25 protein-coding genes are annotated in these 19603 nt (G+C 70.6%); 8 read left to right on the plus strand and 17 right to left on the minus strand.

Annotated features, from left to right (window positions below; all coding sequences use genetic code 11):
* Positions 1 to 243 precede the first annotated feature (243 nt).
* Positions 244 to 642: a holo-ACP synthase gene (acpS, locus tag Q0112_RS11165; protein WP_297975314.1), complete on the minus strand. Its 399-nt coding sequence runs from the start codon at positions 640 to 642 to the stop codon at positions 244 to 246.
* Positions 643 to 802: 160 nt separating this feature from the next.
* On the opposite strand from acpS, the gene Q0112_RS11170 reads away from it, so the two are divergent.
* Positions 803 to 1048, plus strand: coding sequence for a DUF2934 domain-containing protein (locus Q0112_RS11170; protein WP_297975250.1), 246 nt, complete (start codon positions 803 to 805; stop codon positions 1046 to 1048).
* Between the two features lie 2 nt (positions 1049 to 1050).
* Here Q0112_RS11170 and Q0112_RS11175 read toward each other — a convergent pair whose 3' ends face one another.
* Genes Q0112_RS11175 through rpoZ form a run of 3 tightly spaced genes read right to left on the minus strand, consistent with a single transcriptional unit; the run spans position 1051 to position 4280 of the window.
* Positions 1051 to 1695 (minus strand): DUF2062 domain-containing protein, encoded by a 645-nt coding sequence (locus Q0112_RS11175; protein WP_297975252.1) that lies wholly within the window; start codon positions 1693 to 1695, stop codon positions 1051 to 1053.
* A gap of 27 nt (positions 1696 to 1722) precedes the next feature.
* Positions 1723 to 3873, minus strand: a complete 2151-nt coding sequence (locus Q0112_RS11180; protein WP_297975255.1) for a bifunctional (p)ppGpp synthetase/guanosine-3',5'-bis(diphosphate) 3'-pyrophosphohydrolase — start codon at positions 3871 to 3873, stop codon at positions 1723 to 1725.
* A gap of 56 nt (positions 3874 to 3929) precedes the next feature.
* Entirely contained in the window at positions 3930 to 4280 is a 351-nt protein-coding gene (gene rpoZ, locus Q0112_RS11185; RefSeq protein WP_297975257.1) for a DNA-directed RNA polymerase subunit omega, read from the minus strand.
* A 157-nt stretch (positions 4281 to 4437) separates the two neighbouring features.
* Between rpoZ and Q0112_RS11190 the strand changes: the two genes are divergently transcribed.
* Positions 4438 to 5661, plus strand: a complete 1224-nt coding sequence (locus Q0112_RS11190; RefSeq protein ID WP_297975259.1) for a serine hydrolase — start codon at positions 4438 to 4440, stop codon at positions 5659 to 5661.
* Here the strand turns inward: Q0112_RS11190 and folK are convergent.
* The gene (gene folK, locus Q0112_RS11195; RefSeq protein ID WP_297975261.1) at positions 5658 to 6206 is read right to left on the minus strand and encodes a 2-amino-4-hydroxy-6-hydroxymethyldihydropteridine diphosphokinase; all 549 of its coding nucleotides are present in this window, start codon (positions 6204 to 6206) and stop codon (positions 5658 to 5660) included. The two genes, Q0112_RS11190 and folK, sit on opposite strands and share 4 nt — an antisense overlap.
* A gap of 129 nt (positions 6207 to 6335) precedes the next feature.
* Here folK and Q0112_RS11200 point away from each other — a divergent pair, with 129 nt between their 5' ends.
* Positions 6336 to 6911: an NYN domain-containing protein gene (locus Q0112_RS11200; protein ID WP_297975264.1), complete on the plus strand. Its 576-nt coding sequence runs from the start codon at positions 6336 to 6338 to the stop codon at positions 6909 to 6911.
* Entirely contained in the window at positions 6908 to 7588 is a 681-nt protein-coding gene (locus Q0112_RS11205; protein WP_297975266.1) for a uracil-DNA glycosylase, read from the plus strand. Before Q0112_RS11200 ends, Q0112_RS11205 begins: the two co-directional genes overlap by 4 nt.
* Here Q0112_RS11205 and Q0112_RS11210 read toward each other — a convergent pair.
* Positions 7561 to 8097: a DUF1993 family protein gene (locus Q0112_RS11210; protein ID WP_297975268.1), complete on the minus strand. Its 537-nt coding sequence runs from the start codon at positions 8095 to 8097 to the stop codon at positions 7561 to 7563. The two genes, Q0112_RS11205 and Q0112_RS11210, sit on opposite strands and share 28 nt — an antisense overlap.
* A gap of 136 nt (positions 8098 to 8233) precedes the next feature.
* On the opposite strand from Q0112_RS11210, the gene Q0112_RS11215 reads away from it, so the two are divergent.
* The gene (locus Q0112_RS11215) at positions 8234 to 8869 is read left to right on the plus strand and encodes an MT-A70 family methyltransferase (protein ID WP_297975271.1); all 636 of its coding nucleotides are present in this window, start codon (positions 8234 to 8236) and stop codon (positions 8867 to 8869) included.
* A gap of 74 nt (positions 8870 to 8943) precedes the next feature.
* The gene (locus Q0112_RS11220; RefSeq protein ID WP_297975274.1) at positions 8944 to 9741 is read left to right on the plus strand and encodes a DUF1194 domain-containing protein; all 798 of its coding nucleotides are present in this window, start codon (positions 8944 to 8946) and stop codon (positions 9739 to 9741) included.
* A gap of 3 nt (positions 9742 to 9744) precedes the next feature.
* On the opposite strand, the gene Q0112_RS11225 is transcribed toward Q0112_RS11220, so the two are convergent.
* From Q0112_RS11225 to Q0112_RS11275, 11 genes are read right to left on the minus strand one after another with little or no spacing between them, the layout of a single operon-like run.
* Positions 9745 to 10965, minus strand: coding sequence for a cysteine desulfurase (locus tag Q0112_RS11225; protein ID WP_297975277.1), 1221 nt, complete (start codon positions 10963 to 10965; stop codon positions 9745 to 9747).
* Complete coding sequence (locus Q0112_RS11230; RefSeq protein WP_297975280.1) at positions 10965 to 11537, minus strand: YIP1 family protein; 573 nt, start codon at positions 11535 to 11537, stop codon at positions 10965 to 10967. The genes Q0112_RS11225 and Q0112_RS11230 overlap by 1 nt, the downstream gene beginning before the upstream one ends.
* A gap of 2 nt (positions 11538 to 11539) precedes the next feature.
* Positions 11540 to 12145 carry a YIP1 family protein gene (locus Q0112_RS11235; protein ID WP_297975283.1) on the minus strand — a complete coding sequence of 202 codons (606 nt, stop codon included), beginning with the start codon at positions 12143 to 12145 and terminating at the stop codon, positions 11540 to 11542.
* A 5-nt stretch (positions 12146 to 12150) separates the two neighbouring features.
* Positions 12151 to 13440, minus strand: a complete 1290-nt coding sequence (locus Q0112_RS11240; RefSeq protein ID WP_297975286.1) for a SufD family Fe-S cluster assembly protein — start codon at positions 13438 to 13440, stop codon at positions 12151 to 12153.
* Positions 13440 to 13766, minus strand: a complete 327-nt coding sequence (locus Q0112_RS11245) for a hypothetical protein (RefSeq protein ID WP_297975289.1) — start codon at positions 13764 to 13766, stop codon at positions 13440 to 13442. The genes Q0112_RS11240 and Q0112_RS11245 overlap by 1 nt, the downstream gene beginning before the upstream one ends.
* Positions 13767 to 13779: 13 nt before the next feature.
* Positions 13780 to 14535: a Fe-S cluster assembly ATPase SufC gene (gene sufC / locus Q0112_RS11250; RefSeq protein WP_297975317.1), complete on the minus strand. Its 756-nt coding sequence runs from the start codon at positions 14533 to 14535 to the stop codon at positions 13780 to 13782.
* Between the two features lie 35 nt (positions 14536 to 14570).
* Positions 14571 to 14810 carry a hypothetical protein gene (locus Q0112_RS11255; protein WP_297975293.1) on the minus strand — a complete coding sequence of 80 codons (240 nt, stop codon included), beginning with the start codon at positions 14808 to 14810 and terminating at the stop codon, positions 14571 to 14573.
* Between the two features lie 10 nt (positions 14811 to 14820).
* Entirely contained in the window at positions 14821 to 15045 is a 225-nt protein-coding gene (locus Q0112_RS11260; protein WP_297975296.1) for a hypothetical protein, read from the minus strand.
* The gene (sufB, locus tag Q0112_RS11265; RefSeq protein WP_297975299.1) at positions 15042 to 16562 is read right to left on the minus strand and encodes a Fe-S cluster assembly protein SufB; all 1521 of its coding nucleotides are present in this window, start codon (positions 16560 to 16562) and stop codon (positions 15042 to 15044) included. Before sufB ends, Q0112_RS11260 begins: the two co-directional genes overlap by 4 nt.
* A 31-nt stretch (positions 16563 to 16593) precedes the next feature.
* Positions 16594 to 17640, minus strand: a complete 1047-nt coding sequence (locus Q0112_RS11270) for an aminotransferase class V-fold PLP-dependent enzyme (protein WP_297975302.1) — start codon at positions 17638 to 17640, stop codon at positions 16594 to 16596.
* Positions 17637 to 18113, minus strand: a complete 477-nt coding sequence (locus tag Q0112_RS11275) for an Rrf2 family transcriptional regulator (RefSeq protein WP_297975305.1) — start codon at positions 18111 to 18113, stop codon at positions 17637 to 17639. The genes Q0112_RS11270 and Q0112_RS11275 overlap by 4 nt, the downstream gene beginning before the upstream one ends.
* Before the next feature lie 177 nt (positions 18114 to 18290).
* Here Q0112_RS11275 and Q0112_RS11280 point away from each other — a divergent pair, with 177 nt between their 5' ends.
* Both Q0112_RS11280 and Q0112_RS11285 read left to right on the plus strand, forming a co-directional pair.
* Positions 18291 to 18941 (plus strand): alpha/beta hydrolase, encoded by a 651-nt coding sequence (locus Q0112_RS11280; protein ID WP_297975308.1) that lies wholly within the window; start codon positions 18291 to 18293, stop codon positions 18939 to 18941.
* A 55-nt stretch (positions 18942 to 18996) separates the two neighbouring features.
* A complete protein-coding gene (locus Q0112_RS11285; protein WP_297975311.1) occupies positions 18997 to 19602 on the plus strand; it encodes a LysE family translocator in 606 nt (201 codons plus the stop codon).
* The last annotated feature ends 1 nt before the right edge of the window (position 19603 follow it).

Below are 19603 nucleotides of genomic sequence, written 5' to 3' on the forward strand. Positions count from 1 at the left end.
AGGGCCGCCTTGTCGCCCCTGCCCCCCGCCCTGTCAAGGCAGCGGCCCGGCGGGCTCCTCTCACGTTCTCGGGGTGAATGATCCCGTGCCGTCGCGCGCGCACCGCGCGACTCCGCGTCAACCTCCGGTCACGGCCGCAAATCGTATGGCCGCTTTCCAGCCTCCTTCCAGCCGCTTTCCAGTCCGCCCAAGTCGCTGTTAACACGAACGGAATTCCCCTCGAGACCGATCCGACCCGCCGGCCTACTCGGGCAGCGCCTCGATCACCACCACGGCCATCGCCCAGGGATGATCGTCGGTCAGGGTAAGATGGACCCGCGCCCGGTGGCCGGGCGGCGTCATGCCGGCGAGGCGCTCCGCAGCCCAGCCGGCGAGGCTCAGCGTCGGCTGCCCGGTCGGCAGGTTCACGACCCCCATGTCCTTCCACCTGATCCCCATGCGCAGCCCGGTGCCGAGCGCCTTGGAACAGGCCTCCTTCGCCGCCCAGCGCTTGGCATAGGTCGCCACGCGCTCGGCCCGCCGCTCGGCCAGCGCCTGCTCGATCGGGGTGTAGACCCGGTCGAGGAAGCGCGCGCCGAAGCGATCGATCGTCCGGCCGATCCGCTCGATGTTGGCGAGGTCGGAGCCAATCCCGATGATGATGCGCCTGCCCTCCCTCCCGCGGGTCGCCGAGCGATAGCATGCCGCGCCCGCTTGTCCAGCCGCCGGAGGTCGGGGGACCAGCCGGCGATTGCAACCGGCGCGAGATTTCGGCATTGCACGCATGCCCGCGTGCGGGCGTCCACGCAGCCCGGAGAAACCGATGATCCAGGAAATCGAACACCGCATCCGCGAACGCGCCCATCAGATCTGGGAGAGCGAGGGCCGCCCCTCCGGCCGGGCGGACGCGCATTGGAGCATGGCGAGCGCCGAGATCGCCGCCGCCGGGCAGGCGGACGCCGCGCCGAAGCCGGCCGCGAAGCCCCGCGTGCGCAAGGCCGCCGCGGCCGAGGTGACTGCCGCCAGGGCGCCGCGTCCCAAGACCACCCGCAAGCCCCCGCTCACCTGAGCTCAGCCCGCGCCGTCGCCGGCGGCGTCACGCTCGGCGTGGCGCCGGTGCGGCTGCCCGAGCCGCCGCGCGCGCCGGCGGGCCTGATAGGCGCCGACGATCGCGCGCACCAGGAAGTAGAAGAGGAGCGAGCAGACGAGCCCCGGCAGCAGGCCGCCGACGAAATAGGGCAGGATCACGTCGCTCCAGATCACGGTGACGTTGTTCCACTCGCTCTCGCCGATGCCGAAGAGGCTGAGGAAGGTCCGCCAGACACCGCGGGCGGCGAGGCCGAGCGCCATGTCGATGCGCTCGAAGTCGCGCCCGAGGAAGCCGCCGCCCAGTATCGCCCGCCCGAGCGACATCGAGATCCAGGAGATGAAGGGCAGCGTGAGGGGGTTGCCGACGAACTGCCCGATCACGCTCGCGAGCACGTTGCCGCGCAGCAGCCAGGCCAGCCCCATCGAGCCGAAGAGGTGCAGCCCGAAGAAGGGGGTGAAGGACATCATCACGCCGCAGGAGAAGCCGAGCGCGATCCGGTGCGGCGTGTCGGGGATGCGCCGCACCCGGTGACCGACATACTCGATCCCGCGCCGCCACCCCCGCCGCGGCAGGAGCTGCCGCACCCGGCCGCGGAGCGTGAGCTTGTCGCGTCGCTTGAAGACCATGGCGAAGCTCCGGGCAGCGGAGGAGCGTCAGCCGCGCTCGGGTTCCGTCCGCTTCGCCACCGCCTGCGCCTGGCGGAAGCGGGCGACCTGGGCCACGTCGGAGTCGGCGTCGATCGCGGTCAGCACGTGGGTGAGATGCTCCATGTCGCGCACCTCGATGTCGATGACCATGCGGAAGAAGTCTGGCTTGCGGTCGGTGAAGACGATGTCGGTGATGTTGGCGCGCTGCTCGCCGATCAGCGTGCAGATGCGCCCGAGGACGCCGGAGTCGTTCGCCATCGTCACCTCGATGCGCACCACATGGTCGGCGCGCGCCTGGCCCTCGGACCAGCGCAGGTCGATCCAGCGGTCCGGCTCGTCCTCGTAGGCGCCAAGCTCGGCGCAGTCGATGGCGTGGATCACCACGCCCTTGCCGCGCACGGCGATGCCGACGATCCGCTCGCCGGGAATCGGGTTGCAGCAGGGCGCCGGCCGCGCGACCTGGCCGGTGTTGAGCCCAATCACCACCGGCGCGGTGTCGCTCGAGGCGCGCGGCAGCGCCGCATCGCGCAATAGCTCGGGATAGAGCGTAGCGACGAGCTCCTTGCCGGTCATCTCCGCCGCGCCGAGCCTCGCCAGCACGTCGTCCGCCTCCTCGAGCCCGAGCCGCCGCGCCGCCGCCTCGAGCGCCTTGTCGGTCGCCTTCTTGCCGACCCGCTCCAGCGCCACCCGCGCGATCTCGCGCCCGAGCCTGACCTGGGTCGCGCGCTGCTCGCTGCGGAGCGAGCGACGGATTGCCGCCTTGGCGCGGCCGGTCACCACCATGTCCTCCCAGGAGGGCTGCGGCCGCTGCCCCTCGGCGCGGATGATCGTCACCGACTGGCCGTTGCGGAGCTTGGTCCAGAGCGGCACCCGCTGCCCGTCCACCTTGGCGCCGACGCAGCTGTCGCCGATGCGGGTGTGGATCGCATAGGCGAAGTCGATCGGCGTCGCCCCGCGCGGCAGCTTCACCACCTCGCCCTTGGGCGTGAAGCAGAAGACCTGGTCGGTGAACATCTCGAGCTTCACATGCTCGAGGAACTCCTCGTCTTCCTGCCCCTCGAAGCGCTCGGTGATCGCGCGCAGCCAGCGGAACGGATCAACGGCAAAGGGATTCTCGAACCGCTCGCCGTCCCTGTAGGACCAGTGCGCCGCGACGCCGGTCTCTGCGACCGCATGCATCTCCTGGGTGCGGATCTGCACCTCGACCCGCTTGCCGTCGCGGCCCGAGACGGTGGTGTGGATCGAGCGGTAGCCGTTCGACTTCGGCTGGCTGATATAGTCCTTGAACCGCCCCGGCACCGCCCGCCAGCGCTGATGCACCGCCCCGAGCGCGGTGTAGCAGTCCCCGACCGAGTGGGTGATGATGCGGAAGCCGTAGATGTCGGAGAGCCGGTGGAAGCCCTCCTTCTTCTCCTCCATCTTGCGCCAGATGGAATAGGGCTTCTTCTCCCGCCCGAAGACCTCAGCCTCGACGCCCGCCTGGGTCAGCACGGTGCGGATGTCGTCGGTGATCTTGGCGATGACGTCGCCCGTCTCGCGGCGGAGCGTCAGGAAGCGACGGATGATCGAGTTGCGCGCCTCGGGGTTCAGCACCCGGAAGCCGAGATCCTCGAGCTCCTCGCGCATCCACTGCATGCCCATCCGCCCGGCGAGCGGGGCATAGATGTCCATCGTCTCGCGCGCCTTGCGCTGCTGCTTCTCGAGCGGCAGGTGGCGGATGGTGCGCATGTTGTGCAGCCGGTCGGCCAGCTTGACGAGAAGGACGCGGGGGTCCTTCGACATCGCCATGAGGAGCTTGCGGAAATTCTCCGCCTGCTCGTTCTCGACCGAGGAGAGTTCCAGGTTGGTGAGCTTGGTCACCCCGTCGACCAGCTGCGCCACCTCCTCGCCGAAGCGTAGCGCGACCTCGGAATAGGTCGAGAGCGTATCCTCGATCGTGTCGTGCAACAGCGCGGTGATGATCGTCGCGTCGTCGAGCTTCTGCTCGGCGAGCAGCATCGCCACGGCGACCGGATGGCTGAAGTAGGGCTCGCCGCTCTGCCGGCGCTGCCCCGCGTGCATCTTGCGCGCATAGTCGTAGGCGGCCTCGATCAGGCCGGCATCCGACTGCGGGTTGTAGGAGCGGACGAGCGCCGTCAGCGTCTCGACCGGAATCACGCCGTCGGCCCCCGGTTCCCGGGGCGCCGCCTGCGGGTCCGGAGCGAGATCGCCGGTCAGTTTTCGCCCTGTGCTTCCATCAGGGCCCGGAGCAGGCGCTCCTCGGACATGTCGTCCTCCGCCGGCGCATCGCTGTTGCCGGTCAGGAGCGTCATGACATCTTCCTCGGGCTCGTCCACCTCGATCTGACGCTGGAAGCTCTCGATGGCCGACTCCCTGAGATGCTCCGCCGTGAGGGTCTCGTCGGCGATCTCGCGCAGGGCCACGACCGGGTTCTTGTCGTTGTCGCGTTCGATGGTGAGCGGCGCGCCGGAGGCGAGCTGACGGGCGCGATGCGCGGCGAGCATGACCAGCTCGAAGCGGTTCGGCACCTTGTCGACGCAGTCTTCGACGGTTACGCGGGCCATACGGCGACTCCGGAACGTTTATGGAAGGGCTTGTATCTAGTCCCCGCTGCCGAAGAAGGCAAGCCCGGGTGCGGGCAAGCCGCCGCCATCCGGCAACGAATCCTTCCCAATGCGGCCCGCGGCCCGCAGAATGCCGGCAGTTCCTTTGGAGGCGACCATGCGTCATGCCGTGCTGCCGGGCCTCGCCTGCGCCGCCCTTCTCCTCGTCTCTCCCGCGGCGGCCGAGGCCACACCCGAGCAGGCCGCGCGGGTGCAGGCGGCCATCGACGGCTGGCTGGCCGAGCGCGGCCCGGCCGAGAAGGTGACCGGCATCGCCGCCTACGTCAGCTTCGCGAGTGTCGGCCCGGGCCCCGGCCCCGGCATCGAGGCCTTCGCCGGTCGCACCGGCCGCGGCCCGGACGACCCGCCGGTCGGCCGCGACACCCTCTTCGCCATGGGCAGCACGTCGAAGTCCTTCGCCGCCGCCATCCTGCTCAAGCTAGAGGCCGAGGGCCTGCTCTCGATCGACGACACCCTGGGCAAGTGGCTGCCGCAGTATCCCGCCTGGAGCGACGTCAGCATCCGGCGCCTGCTCGACATGACGAGCGGCATCCCCAACTATACCGAGACCGAGGCGATGTCGCGCATCTGGGTCGAGGACCCGAGCCGCAACCTGACCGCCGAGGAGCTCATCGCCCTCGTCTATCCGACCGGCCACGACGATCCGCCCGCCACCACCGGCTACCATTATTCCAACACCAACTACATCCTCGCCGCGCTGGTCGCCGCCAAGGCCGCGAACCGCCCCTACCCGCAGCTGGTCGAGGAGGTGATCCTCGGGCCGCAGGGCCTGCACGCCACCTTCTACGACCCCGGCACCTATCCGCCCGAGCTCGTGGCGCGCATGGCGCACGGCTACTTCGAGAACCCCGCCTGCGCCGAGCTCCAGCCGGACTGCACCCAGTCCTGGAACGCGCCCCTCATCGGCCGCGACGTGCGCGACAACAGCAGCTCCTGGGCGCAGGCAGCCGGCGGCGCCATCGCCACCGCCCGCGACGTCGACGGATGGATGCGCGCCGTCTTCGGGGGCAAGGTGGTGCCGCCGGAACAGCAGGCGGAGTGGCTGGGCCTCGTCTCCACCCGCACCGGCGCGGCCATCACCGACGTCTCGCCCGCCGACCCGCAGGGCTTCGCCCTCGGCCTCGTCAAGGGCACCATGGCGCCCTACGGCGACGTCTGGTTCTACCAGGGCGAAACCCTCGGCTTCCGCACCCTCTACGTCTGGTTCGAGGCCGACGACATCCTCGTCACCGTCCAGACCAACAGCCAGCCCGCCGACGACGAGAACCGCCTCCAGGACGCGGTGATCGCGATCTACGATGCCGTGAAGCCCGCCCCCTAGAGCCGCTCCATCCCGTCGAGCGCGCCCGCCGGCAGCGCCGCCAGCATCTCCGCGACCGTCCGCCCGAGGAGCGGATGCCGCCAGCCGGGCGCGACCTCGGCGAGCGGCGCCAGAACGAAGCCCCGCTCCTGCATCCGCGGATGCGGCAGGATCAGCTCCGGCGGCGCCTCCATCCGCGCCGCCCCCGCACGCGCCATCCAGGCCCGCACGGTCGCGGCGTCCGGCAGCACGCTCTCGCCGCTCGCCAGCAGGTCGAGATCGCACGTCCGCGGCCCCCAGCGGTCCCCGCGCCGCCGCCCGAGCGCCGCCTCGACCGCATGCAGCCGCGCCAGCACCTCGCCCGGCGGCAGCGCCGCCTCGAGCACGGCGCCGCCGTTCACATAGTCCGGGCCCGAGCCGGCCGGGTGGGCGAGCGTTCGCCACCAGCCGCTCCGCGCCACCGCCGGCAGCCCCGCCGCCGCGAGCGCCGCAAGCGCCGCCTCGAGCGTCACGCGGGGTCCGCCAAGCGGCGAGGAGACATTCGCCCCCAGCGCGATCAGATGCATCCGCGGGTCCGCCCGGGCATGTAAACGGGCTTTGACAGGCTCCCGCACCGCTCTATAACCGCTTCAAACCGGTCGAAATTTGATTGTCCCGGTCTGCCTTTCGGATTGGTCTGCAGGAGGTTTCCAATCATGTTTTACCGCGACGAGCGGCTGGCTCTCTTCATTGACGGCGCCAATCTCTATGCCGCCGCGCGCGCCCTGGGGTTCGACATCGACTACAAGCTCCTCCGCACCGAGTTCATGCGCCGCGGCAAGCTCTTGCGCGCCTTCTACTACACCGCGCTGCTCGAGTCGGAAGAATACTCGCCCATCCGCCCGCTGGTCGACTGGCTGAACTACAACGGCTTCGCCATGGTGACCAAGCCGGCGAAGGAATTCACCGATTCGACCGGCCGCCGCAAGGTCAAGGGCAACATGGACATCGAGCTCGCCGTCGACGCGATGGAGATGGCGCCGCACGTCGACCACATCGTGCTCTTCTCCGGCGACGGCGACTTCAAGCCGCTCGTCGAATCGCTGCAGCGCCAGGGCGTGCGCGTCTCGGTCGTCTCGACCATCCGCTCCTCGCCGCCGATGATCGCCGACGAGCTGCGCCGCCAGTGCGACAACTTCATCGAGCTCGACGAGCTGCGCGAAGTGATCGGCCGCCCGCCGCGCGGCGAGCAGGCCCAGGCCGCCGTCGTCACCGCCGACGAGGAGGAGTGACCCACCCGGCCACCGGGCCGGAGCCGCCGCGCGACTGCCCCCGCTGCCCGCGACTCGTCGCCTACCGCGCGGCCAACGCCGTCCGCCATCCCGACTGGTTCAACGGCGCCGTCGCCTCCTTCGGCGACGCCGGGGGTCGCCTCCTCGTGCTCGGCCTCGCCCCCGGCGTCGCCGGGGCCAACCGCACTGGGCGGCCCTTCACCGGCGACTATGCCGGCGATCTCCTCTATGCCACCCTGGCCCGCTTCGGCTTCGCCAACGGTCGCTTCGCCGCCCGCATCGACGACGGGCTCGAGCTGACCGACTGCCTCGTCGCCAACGCCGTGCGCTGCGTCCCTCCCGCGAACAGGCCGACGCCGGCCGAGATCGCCACCTGCCGGCCCTTCCTCGCCGCCCGCATCGCGGCCCTGCCGCGGCTCCGCGCCGTCGTCTGCCTCGGCCGCGTCGCGCACGAGACGCTGCTCCGCACCCTCGGGCGCCGCCTCGCCGCCCACCCCTTCGCCCACGGCGCGCGCCACGACCTCGACGGCCTCGCCGTCTTCGACAGCTACCATTGCTCGCGCTACAACACGAACACCGGCCGCCTCACCATCGCGATGTTCGAAGCCATCTTCGCCGAGGTCCGCGCCCTCCTCGACGAAGCCGAGCGCTATCCGAAGGTGAACCCCTCGGGATAGTCGTGCTTGCCGTCGAAATCCGCCTTCCCGAGCGAGACGCCGGCCTGCTTCAGCGCCACATGTGCCATCGCGTGATGAAAGTAGAGGTTGGGCAGCCCGAACTCGTGCACATAGGCCTCGCCCGGCAGCTCCAGCACCGCGAAGCCGGCCTGGGTGGTGATCGTCCGCGCCTCCGCCCCGGCGAAGGCCGCCGCATCGAGCCGGCGGAGCAGCTCCCGCGCCGCCCCCATCCGCTCCCGGAGCCCCGGCGCGTCGAGCGCCCCGCGCAGCTCCGGGATGCGCTGCCCGGCGAGCGGGAAGGCGATCCTGAGCATGAACTGTACCGCCGTCGCGACCTGGCGCCCGGCCGGCATCATCGCCGGCGAGGGCCGCTGCGCCAGTGCCGCCGCCATGCCCTCGCCGAGCGCGGCTTCGGCGCGGACGAGCTCGGCCTCCATCCGGTCGAGGACGGCGAGAAAGACCGGCACCGTCGCGCGCCAGAGCGGCGGAGCGGCCTCGGACTGCGGCATGTCTCCCTCCTCGCCCCCACGCCCCTTCGTTCGCATGCCGCCCTCCGCCGCGCAAGCGGTTCACCATGAAGCCGGTTGCGCGGCGTCGGGGTTCCTGCGATGGTGCCGCCTAGGGTGATCTCGCTAGATGTTGGTGATGACTGAGGACCCAGCCCAAGAGCTTCGGCGCGATCTCGCGGGTCGGCGGTTCGCCACCCTGCTAGCCGACCCGCCCTGGCGGTTCGTCAACCGCACCGGCAAGGTCGCGCCCGAGCATCGGCGCCTCAGCCGCTATCCGACGCTGACGCTCGAGGAAATCTGCGCCCTGCCGGTCGCAGAACACCTCGAGGACACCGCCCACTGCTACCTCTGGGTGCCGAACGCGCTGCTGCCCGAGGGGCTCCGGGTGCTTGAGGCCTGGGGCTTCGCCTACAAGTCGAACCTCATCTGGCACAAGGTGCGCAAGGACGGCGGCTCGGACGGCCGCGGCGTCGGCTTCTACTTCCGCAACGTCACCGAGATCCTGCTCTTCGGCACCCGCGGCCGCAACGCCCGCACGCTGCCGCCCGGCCGGCGGCAGGTGAACCTCATCGCCACCCGCAAGCGCGAGCATTCGCGCAAGCCCGACGAGCAGTATGCGGTGATCGAGACCTGCAGTCCCGGCCCCTACCTCGAGCTCTTCGGCCGCGGCCTGCGCAAGGGCTGGACGGTCTGGGGCAACCAGGCGAGCGACGAGTACCGCCCGGACTGGGACACCTACGCCTACAACTCCGGCGAGTTCGCCGCCGAATAGCTGACGCAATCGTTCCCCCGCGCCACGGCGATTCGGCCTTACCCTCTCCCTTCACAGGAAAGGGAGGGCGCCGCATGTCCCGCAGGACGACCGCCAGGCTTCTCGCCGCCGCCCTCCTCGCCCTCCCTCCCGCCGCACCGGCCGCGGCGCAGGAAACGCTCGAGGTCGACGTCGAGATCGTGCTGGCGGTCGACGCCTCGCGCTCGATGGACCTGACCGAGTTCGGCGTCCAGCGCGACGGCTACCTCGCCGCGCTCCGCCACCCCGAGCTCGTGCGCACCATCACCTCCGGCCCGCTCGGCCGCATCGCCGTCGCCTACTTCGAATGGTCGGGCGCCGCCCAGGACGGCGGGCTCGTCCCCTGGCGGGTGATCGACGGCCCCGCGGCGGCCGCCGCCCTCGCCGACGAGATCGCGGCGCTCCCGGTCAACCGCACCCGCGGCACCTCGATCTCGCGGGCGATCGGCTTCGCCACCGTGCTCATCGAGGACGACGCCCTCGAAGGCACCCGCCGCATCATCGACGTCTCGGGCGACGGCGCCAACAACGTCGGCCCGCCCGTCGTCCCCGCCCGCGACGCGGCGGTCGCCCGCGGCATCACCATCAACGGCTTGCCCATCGTCATCTCCGAGTTCGGCGCCCAGGCCGGCCTCGAGCGCTACTATGAGAACTGCGTGATCGGCGGCGAGGGCGCCTTCGTCGTCGTCGCCCGCAGCAGCGACGACCTCGCCCGCAGCATCCGCCGCAAGCTCATCCTCGAAATCAGCGGCCTGCCGCCGCCGCCCGCCATCGTCCCGGCCCCGTTCGAGCCGGTCGACTGCTTGATCGGCGAGAAGCTCTGGCGCCGGCGCGGCTGGGACCAGTTCCGCTGACGCTCACGAGAAGAGTTCGTGGCAGGTCTCGAGCGCATCCACCAGCACGTCCACCTCCTCGGTGGTGTTGTAGAGCCCGAAGGAGGCGCGGCAGGTCGCGGTCAGCCCAAGCCGCGTCAGCAGCGGCTGGGCGCAATGATGCCCGGCCCGCACCGCCACCCCCTTGCGGTCGACGACGGTCGAGATGTCGTGCGCATGCGCCGGACCCTCGATGGTGAAGGAGAAGATCGCCCCCTTCCCCGGCGCCGTGCCCTGGAGGTTCAGCCAGTTCAGCCCCTCGAAGCGCGCGGCGGCATAGTCGCGCAGGCTCCGCTCGTGGGCGGCGATATTGTCGAGCCCGAGCCCGGTCATATAGTCGAGCGCCACCCCGAGCCCGATCGTCTGCACGATGGCCGGCGTCCCCGCCTCCATGCGCAGCGGCGGGTCGGCGTAGCTGACCGCCTCCTGTCGCACCTCGCGGATCATGTCGCCGCCGCCGAGGAAGGGCCGCATCTCGGCCAGCCGCTCGCGCCGGGCGTAGAGCGCGCCGGAGCCGGTCGGCCCGTAGAGCTTGTGCCCGGTGACGGCGTAGAAGTCGCAGCCGATGTCGGCGACGTCGACCGCCATGTGCACCGCGGCCTGGCTGCCGTCGACCAGAACCGGCACCCCGAGCGCCCGCGCCCCGGTGGCGATCGCCTTCACGTCGACGACCGTGCCGAGCACGTTCGACATGTGGGTAACGGCGACGAGCTTCGTCCGCGGCCCGATCGCCGCCAGCACCCGCTCGGGGTCGAGCGTGCCGTCGGGCTCGATGTCGACCCACTTCAGCACCACCCCCTGCCGCTCGCGCAGGAAGTGCCAGGGAACGATGTTGGCGTGATGCTCCATGACCGAGAGCACGATCTCGTCGCCGGCCTCCAGCCGCGGCGTCGCCCAGGCGTAGCTCACCATGTTGATGCCCATGGTCGAGCCGGACGTGAAGACGATCTCGTCCTCGTGCCTCGCCCCGAGGAAGCGCTGCACGATGCCGCGCGTCGCCTCGTACTTCTCCGTCGCGATGGTCGAGAGATGGTGCAGCCCGCGGTGGACGTTGGCGTATTCCTCGGCGTAGGCGCGCACCTCCGCGTCGATCACCGCCTGCGGCTTCTGCGCCGAGGCGCCGTTGTCGAGATAGACGAGCGGCCGCCCGTGCACCTTGCGCGCGAGGATCGGAAAGTCCCGCCGCACCGCCTCCAGGTCGTACATCAGCCGATCCCTCCGAACGCGGCGATGAGCAGCATCGCCACGAAATTGACTGCGAAGAACAGCACCAGCATGGTCAGCACCAGCCCCGCCAGCACCACGAGCGGGTTGGCGAAGCCGTGCAGCTCGGCGATGAAGCAGACCGGGGCCCAGACCAGCCAGCCGATGAAGGCGATGCCGAGCGGCAGCGCGATGACCGGTGCGATCAGATAGGCGCCGAAGAGCAGCGCGACGAGCAGCATCGCGACGAAATTGTACCAGATGACCAGCGCCAGCGCGCCCGGCAGCTCGCCCGTTCCCCCGAAGCGCCGCCCGACCCAGGTAGCGGCCAGCGCCATGAGGCCGAGCTGCACCACGTTGAGGAAGGTCGCGAGCAGCGGACTGCCGGTCAGCCCGGCGAACTCGCCCTGCAGCTCGGGCACCTTCTCGGCCGCGAAATGGATGACGAGCGTGCCGACGCAGGAGACGAGGACCGCCGCCTCGACGAGGCTCTGCCCTGAGAGCTGAAGCCCGAGGATGCGCCGCCCGGCCGCGCGCGGCCGGATCAGGCTGTCGATCAGGAGCTGCCCCCACATACTCAGCGCGCGCCGCCCCGGATCGCGAGTTCGACCAACGCCACCCCCGCCGCCAGGACGAGAACCACGACCGCCGCCACCCGCCCGGTCGAAGCGAAGCCCTCGGCCTCCGCGAGGCTCGCCGCGAAGACCCAGACCCAGAGGCCGAGCGCGGCGAGACCGGCGAGCGACAGCCAGGCCGCCGCGCGGCCGCCCGCCAGCGCATCGGCAGCCCCGAGCGCGAGCACCGCCGGGCTGAGCGCGAGCCCCGACCAGAAGAGCGCGGCGCGCGCCCCGAGAAAGCCCCCCCGCCCGCCGAAGCCGCGCGCGACGAGATGCACTACCGCCGCCAGCGCGTAGCCGAGGAGCGGCGCCACCGCCCCCCAGGCGAAGAGATGCGCCGCGACCGCCGCATTCGCCGGCTCGTCCACCGGCAGCCCTTCGGCCATCCGCACCGCCTCGGGCAGCCGCGCGACGAAGACGAGCATGCAGGCGAGCATCAGATGGACGAGCGCCCGCGGCTCGCTGAGCCCGGCGGCGACCTGCCCGGCCATGACGCCGCGCGGATCGCGCCAAGAGCGCGCGATCGCGTCGACCAGCCCGCGGCGGGCCGGCGCCGGGCGCGGCACCGACCTCACTGCCGGCGGCGTTCGAGCCAGGCGGCCAGCCGCTCGCGCAGCTCGTCGCCGAGGCCCGGATCCTCGACTTCGGCGATCGCCTGGTCGAGGAAGGCGAGCACCAGCAGCTCCTCGGCAGACCGCCGCGGGATGCCGCGCGAGGTCAGGTAGAAGAGCGCGTCCTCGTCCACCGCGCCGCTGGTCGACCCATGGCTGCACACCACGTCGTCGGCGTAGATCTCGAGCTCCGGCTTGGCGAGAAACTGGCTCGTCTCGTCGAGAAGCAGCGCCTGGCTGATCTGGTAGCCGTCGGTCTTCTGCGCCCCCGGCTTCACCAGGATCTTGCCCTGGAAGACTCCGGTCGCCGCCCCGCGCAGCACCTTCTTGAACACCTGCCGGCTCTCGCAGGCGAGCGCGTCGTGGGTGATGAAGACGGTGTCGTCGTGGTGGAACTCGCCGTCGCCGACGCAGGCGCCGGCGACATGTGCCACCGCCTCGTCGCCGGTGAACTCGACCACATGCTCGTTGCGCGTCAGCCGCCCGTTCACCGTCAGCGTGAAGGACTTCAGCAGGCTCTTCTCGCCCAACCGCGCGAAGAGCGCGGTCGCCGCCCGCCGCTCGTGGTCGCGCCCCTGGGTGCGCACGTGGTGGAAGGCGGCACCCGCCGCCACCTCGACCTCGGTGACCGAGTTGAAGCGCGCCGCCGCCGGCCCGCTCTCGAGCAGCGTGAGGTCGGCCCCCGCCTCGAGCCGGACGAGATGGCGCACCAGCGCCTCCGCTTCCGGCCGGCTGCGGCGGTAGACGAGATGCACCGGCCGCGGCGCTCGCCCGGTCACCCGGATCGCCAGCCCCTCGGTCGCCCGCGCGGTGTTGAGCGCGGCGAGCGGCCGGTCGACCGGCACCTGCCCGCGCTCCTCGAGCGCGCCGAAGAGCTCGCGCGCCCAGGTGATATCGGTCGCGAGCACCTCGGCGAGCGGCCGGATCTCCACCCCCTCCATCGCCAGCGCGTCCGACTCGCCCGGCGCCAGCACGCCGTCCAGGAAGACGACGCGGAGCTGATCCGCCCCGTCGAGCATCGGCTTCTCGTCGTCCGCCAGCAGCGCCGCCGGCAGCGCCGGCTCGGCGGTCAGCGACGTCGGGTCGGTGAACTTCCAGTATTCGTCACGCCGGACCGGCGCGCCACGCTCGGCGAGCCGCCGCGCCGCCCGCGCCCGCACCGCGCGCGCCCAACCCGCCTCACCCGCGGGCTCGGGCCAGGCGTCGAGCAGCACCTCGGCGCCGTCGATCTTCAGGGCCGGGACCGCCATCAGACGGCCACCCCCGCCAGCACCGTGCCCTCGACGATCCGGCGCACGAAGGGCGCCATGCCGTCGGGACCGGAGCTGCGCTCCTTCAGGTGGATCGGGATGTCTGGCCGCCGCGCGGCGATGACCCCGACCAGATCGCCCCGGACCGTGTCGTCGAGGCCGGCGCCCATGACGACGCAGGCGATGCGCGGCTCGGCTGCGAGCTGGCGGATCACCTCGTCGCGGTCGTGCGCGCCCAGCCATTCGACCGGCAGGTCCTGGAGCTGCTGGGCGATGCCGCCGATAACGCCGGGCAGCTTCCCGACGAGCAGGACAACAGGTTTCATGCGCTTGCCCTCCCTACGCCACCGACTTCAGGATATCGGCATAGCCGTTCATCTCGACCTCGAGCGCGAGCTCGGGCCCGCCCGAGGCGACGATCCGCCCGTCGGCCATGATGTGCACCACGTCCGGCACGATATGGTCGAGCAGCCGCTGGTAGTGGGTGATGACCAGGAACGCCCGGTCCGGGCCGCGCAGCGCGTTCACCCCGTCGGCCACCAGCTTCATCGCGTCCACGTCGAGCCCCGAGTCGGTCTCGTCGAGGATGCACATGCGCGGCTCGAGCACCGCCATCTGCAGGATCTCGTTGCGCTTCTTCTCGCCGCCCGAGAAGCCCACGTTCACCGGCCGCTTCAGCATCTCCGCGTCTATGTGCAGGCTCTTCGCCTTCTCGCGCACCAGCTTCAGGAAGGCCGCCGGGTTCAGCTCCTCCTGCCCGCGCGCCTTGCGCTGCGCGTTGAGCGCCGTCCTGAGGAAGGTCATGTTGCCGACCCCGGGGATCTCGACCGGATACTGGAAGGCGAGGAAGAGCCCGAGCGCCGCGCGCTCCTCCGGCTCGAGCCCGAGCAGGTCCCGCCCCTCGAGCGTCGCAGTCCCGTCGGTCACCTCGTAGCCCTCGCGCCCGGCGAGGACATAGGACAGCGTCGACTTCCCCGACCCGTTCGGGCCCATGATCGCATGCACCTCGCCGGCCTTCACCGCGAGATCGACGCCCTTGAGGATCGCCTTGTCCTCCTCCTCGAGCTTGACGTGCAGGTTGCTGATTTCGAGCATCATCCGTTCCTTGAATCCCCCGCCGGGCGCGCGCCTCAAGCGCTCGTCCGCGCCCGCCACCCGGCGTTCCACATCGTCGCCACCGCCGTGACGATCAGCCACAGGAACTGCAGCCAGAAGTTCGACAGCGGCGTGACCCACGACAGGAAGACGAAGAGCGTCAGCGTGAAGGGCATCATCACCAGCGCCGCGATCGCCACATCCTCCGCCGACACGCTCGCGCCCGCGCGGGCGTCCGCGATCACGTCCTGCTTCAGCGCATGCTTGTCCATCATTGCTTCCCCTTCAATCGGTCAGGTCCAGCCGTCTCTCGATCCGATCCAGACGCAGCTTTATCGAGGCGACATCGCTGTCCTGCGTCAGCTCATGGTCATGAAGGCGGCCATCCATATGCTGCTTGAGCGCGGTCATCTCCGCCCGCATGCCGCGCATGTCCTCGCGCATGAGAGCGAACTCCGACTGAAGCCGCTTCAGGATCTCGAGCACCAGGCTCTCGGTCTCCTCCGTCACCCGACGCTCCCCTCCAGGCTGATCGCCACCAGTTTCTGCGCTTCCATGGCGAACTCCATCGGCAGCGCCTGCAGCACCTCGCGGCAGAAGCCGTTGACGACGAGGGCCACCGCCTCCTCCTCATCCATGCCGCGCTGGCGGCAGTAGAAAAGCTTGTCCTCGTCCACCTTCGAGGTGGTCGCCTCGTGCTCCACCCGGCTCGAGTTGTTCTTGCACTCGATGTAGGGCACCGTATGCGCTCCGCACCTCTCGCCGATCAAGAGGCTGTCGCACTGGGTGTAGTTGCGGCTGCCGGTCGCCTTCGGATGCACGCTGACGAGCCCGCGATAGGTGTTCTGCGCGAACCCCGCGCTGATCCCCTTCGAGACGATGCGCGAGCGGGTGTTCTTGCCCAGATGCTGCATCTTGGTGCCGGTGTCGGCCTGCTGGTAGTTGTTGGCGATGGCGATCGAGTAGAACTCGCCCTGGCTGCCCTCGCCGCGCAGGATGCAGGAGGGATACTTCCAGGTGATCGCCGATCCCGTCTCCACCTGCGTCCACATCACCTTCGACCGCGCCCCGCGGCAGTCCGCCCGCTTGGTGACGAAATTGTAGATGCCGCCCAAGCCCTCCTCGTTGCCGGGGAACCAGTTCTGCACCGTGGAATATTTCACCTCGGCGTCCTCGAGCGCGACGATCTCCACCACCGCCGCATGCAACTGCGCCGTGTCGCGCTTCGGCGCCGTGCAGCCCTCAAGATAGCTCACGTAGGCGCCCTTGTCGGCAATGATCAGCGTCCGCTCGAACTGGCCGGTATTTTCGGCGTTGATGCGGAAATAGGTCGAGAGCTCCATCGGACAGCGCACGCCCGGCGGCACATAGACGAAGGAGCCGTCCGAGAAGACCGCCGAGTTCAGCGTCGCATAGAAGTTGTCGCTGTAAGGCACGACGGAGCCGAGATATTTCTTCACCAGCTCGGGATGCTCGCGGATCGCCTCCGAGATCGGGCAGAAGATGACGCCCGCCTTGGCCAGCTCCTCCTTGAAGGTCGTGCCCACCGAGACCGAGTCGAAGACCGCGTCGACCGCGACCTTGCGCCCCTCGACCGGCGCGCCCTGCTCGACGCCGGCGAGGATCATCTGCTCCTGGAGCGGAATGCCGAGCTTCTGGTAGGTGGCGATGAGCGCCGGATCGACCTCCTCGATCGACTTCGGCCGGACTGCCATGCTCTTCGGCCGCGCATAGTAATACTGGTCCTGGAAGTCGATGTCGGGCAGCTTCAGCATCGCCCAGTCCGGCTGGTGCTCCATCTGCACCCAGCGCCGGTAGGCGCGCAGCCGCCACTCGGTCATCCACTCCGGCTCGCCGTTCTTGGCTGAGATGAGCCGCACGATGTCCTCGTTCACCCCCTTCGGGGCGAACTCGGTCTCGATATCGGTGGAGAAGCCGTACTTGTACTTCTCACCCACCGAGCGGACGGTCTCGACCGTCTCCTGGTCGACGCCCTCACGCACGCTGATCTCGTCCAGTCCAGCCATGGTCGACCCTTCCTCTTTCACGCCGCCCCCCTCACGCTGCTCGCGCACGGAACCGGCGATAGTGTCTCTCCCAGGCACCGGCGAAGGCCAGCACCTCCTCGCGCGTCGTGGCGGGCCCGATCGAGACCCGGATCGCGCTCGCCGCCGTCGCGGCATCGAGCCCCATGGCGGCCAGCACCCGGCTCGCGCGCACCTTGCCGCTCGAACAGGCCGAGCCCGCCGATACGGCAAACCCGTCGAGATCGAGCTGCATCACCTGGGTCTCTCCCCGCCAGCCCGGCACGGCGAAGCAGCTCGTGTTCGGCAGCCGTGGGGCGGCTTTCCCGACAAAAATAGTCGATGAGGCCGCGGATACCAGAGCCGCCTCGAGAATATTCCGCCGTTCCGCGACCTCTTCCCACAGGCCCGCCGCCAGATCCCGCGCCGCCGCCGCGATCGCCGCGCCGAAGCCGGCGATCCCGACCACGTTCTCCGTCCCGGCGCGGCGGCCCATCTCCTGCCCGCCGCCCTTCAGCACCGGCGCGACCTCCGCCCCTGGCGCCAGCAGCAGCGCGCCGATCCCCTTCGGGCCGCCGAGCTTGTGCGCCGAGACCATCGCCGCCCGCGCGCCCGTCCAGTCGAAGGCGAAGGGCACCCGCCCCACAGCCTGCACCGCATCGACGCAGGCGAGCCCCTCGGGCAGCGCCTGCACCACGCCCGTCTCCGAGTTCGCCGCCTGCAGCACGCTCCGCCCCGGCTCTACGACCGTCACCCGCCCGTCTGCATCGACCGACAGCGCCGCCTCGACCCAGGCCGCCACGCAGTCATGCTCGACCGCGGCCCCGACGAAGCCCCGTCCGGCCAGCGCCAGCGCCGCCGCCTCGGTCGCGCCCGAGGTGAAGACGACATCCCCCGCCGCGCAACCCGTCGCCTCGGCCACCTGCGCCCGCGCCCGCTCGACGACCGCCCGCGCCGCCCGCCCCTCGGCATGCACCGACGAGGGGTTGCCGACGACATCCATCGCCGCCGCCATCGCGGCGCGCGCCTCCGGCCGGAGTGGCGCGGTCGCGTTCCAGTCGAGACAGACCCGCGCCATCATCCCGCCGTCTGCGCCTCCTCGTCCACCACGTCGACGAAGGCCGGCACCGCCGGGCAGGGCGCCAGCTGGTCCTTCACCACGTCGCCGAGCCGCGTCTGGTGCAGCATCACGTAGACGTTGGCCGAGAGCTGCTCCCAGAGCTTGTCGGCGAGCAGCTGCTCCCGCGTCCCCCCCGTCGCCCCCGAGGCCCCCGCCCCGCGGGTCAGCGCGTCCATCGTCTCGTCAACCGCCGCCAGGATCTCCGAGATGCGGATCTCGCCCACCGGCCGCGCCAGCCGGTAGCCGCCGCCCGGGCCGCGCACCGACTCGACGATCTCCGCTCGGCGCAGCTTCACGAACAGCTGCTCGAGATAGGCGAGGCTGATATCCTGCCGCTCGGCGACCTCCGACAGCGAGACCAGCCGGTCCCGCCCGTGTGCCGCAAGGTCGGTCAGCGCGATCATCGCGTATCGGCCCTTGGTGCTCAACTTCATCACGCCTCTCCAGCGGCCGGGAATTGGGGCAGAGGAGTTGACGCACCCTCCCGGAGCCCTTAACTGCGGGGCGTCCCGGGATCGCAGCCGCCGCACTTTAGAATTAGAATTTTTCTAAAATGGCAAAGCGATTCCGTCAAGTACGCGCGATGCCGCAGGTTTGAGGAACGGTCCAGCATGCCAGAGGTGATCTTCCCCGGCCCCGATGGGCGCCTGGAGGGCCGTTACCACCCGCAGAAGAACAAGGACGCGCCGATCGCGATCATCCTGCACCCCCACCCGCTCTACGGGGGCACGATGAACAACAAGGTCGTCTACAACCTGCACTATGCCTTCCACCGCATCGGCTTCACCTGCCTGCGCTTCAACTTCCGCGGCGTCGGCCGCAGCCAGGGCGAGTACGACCAGGGCATCGGCGAGCTCTCTGACGCCGCCGCCGCCCTCGACTACCTGCAGTCGCTGAACGGCAACGCCAAGGTCTGCTGGGTCGCCGGCTTCTCCTTCGGCGCCTGGATCGGCATGCAGCTCCTGATGCGCCGGCCGGAGATCGCCGGCTTCGTCTCGGTCGCGCCCCCCGCCAACCAGTACGACTTCTCCTTCCTCGCCCCCTGCCCCTCCTCCGGCCTCATCATCTCCGGCTCGGCCGACCGCGTCGTGCCGCCGGCCGACGTCGCCGCGCTCGCCGACAAGCTCAAGCAGCAGAAGGGCATCACCATCACCCACAAGGTGATCGAGGGCGCCGGCCATTTCTTCGACCCCGGCATGGACGAGATGATCGCGACCGTCGACGCCTACGTCCGCCGCCGCCTGACCGAAACCACCCGCTAGCGCGCCGCCGGCAAGCTCCCCCGAGCCCGCCGTCCTGCTGCCCTTCGCGCTGGCGGTGGTGGTCATCTCGCTCACCCCGGGCCCGGACATGGCCTTCTTCCTCGGCCGCGCCGTGACCCGGGGCCGCGCCGCCGGGCTCGCCGCGCTCTTCGGCGCGATAAGCGGCATCCTCGTCCACACCACGCTCGTCGCCCTCGGCCTCTCGGCGCTGATCGTCGCCGCGCCGACCGCCTTCCTCGCCCTGAAGACAGCCGGCGCCCTCTACCTCGCCTGGCTCGCCGTGCAGGCTGTCCGCCACGGCTCCGCCCTCGCCCTCCCCGACCGCCCCCCCGACCGCCCTGCGGCGTCGGCGAGCCTCGCCGGCACCTGGGCCTCCGGCCTCGCGATCAACCTGCTCAACCCGAAGATCGTGCTCTTCTTCATGACCTTCCTGCCGCAGTTCGTGCGCGCCGGCGACCCGCACGCCGCCGCCCAGCTCGTCGTCCTCGGCCTTCTCTTCATCGCCGTCGCCCTCGCCATCACCGTGCCGATGGTCTTCGCCGCCGAACGCGTCACCGGCGCGCTCCGCCGCCGCCCGCGCATCGGCCGCGCGCTCGACTGGCTCTTCGCCAGCGTCTTCGCCGCCTTCGCGGCCCAGCTCCTGCTCGGCCGCAGCCGCTGAC

Source organism: uncultured Amaricoccus sp. (genome assembly GCF_937858865.1).
GTDB lineage: Bacteria > Pseudomonadota > Alphaproteobacteria > Rhodobacterales > Rhodobacteraceae > Amaricoccus.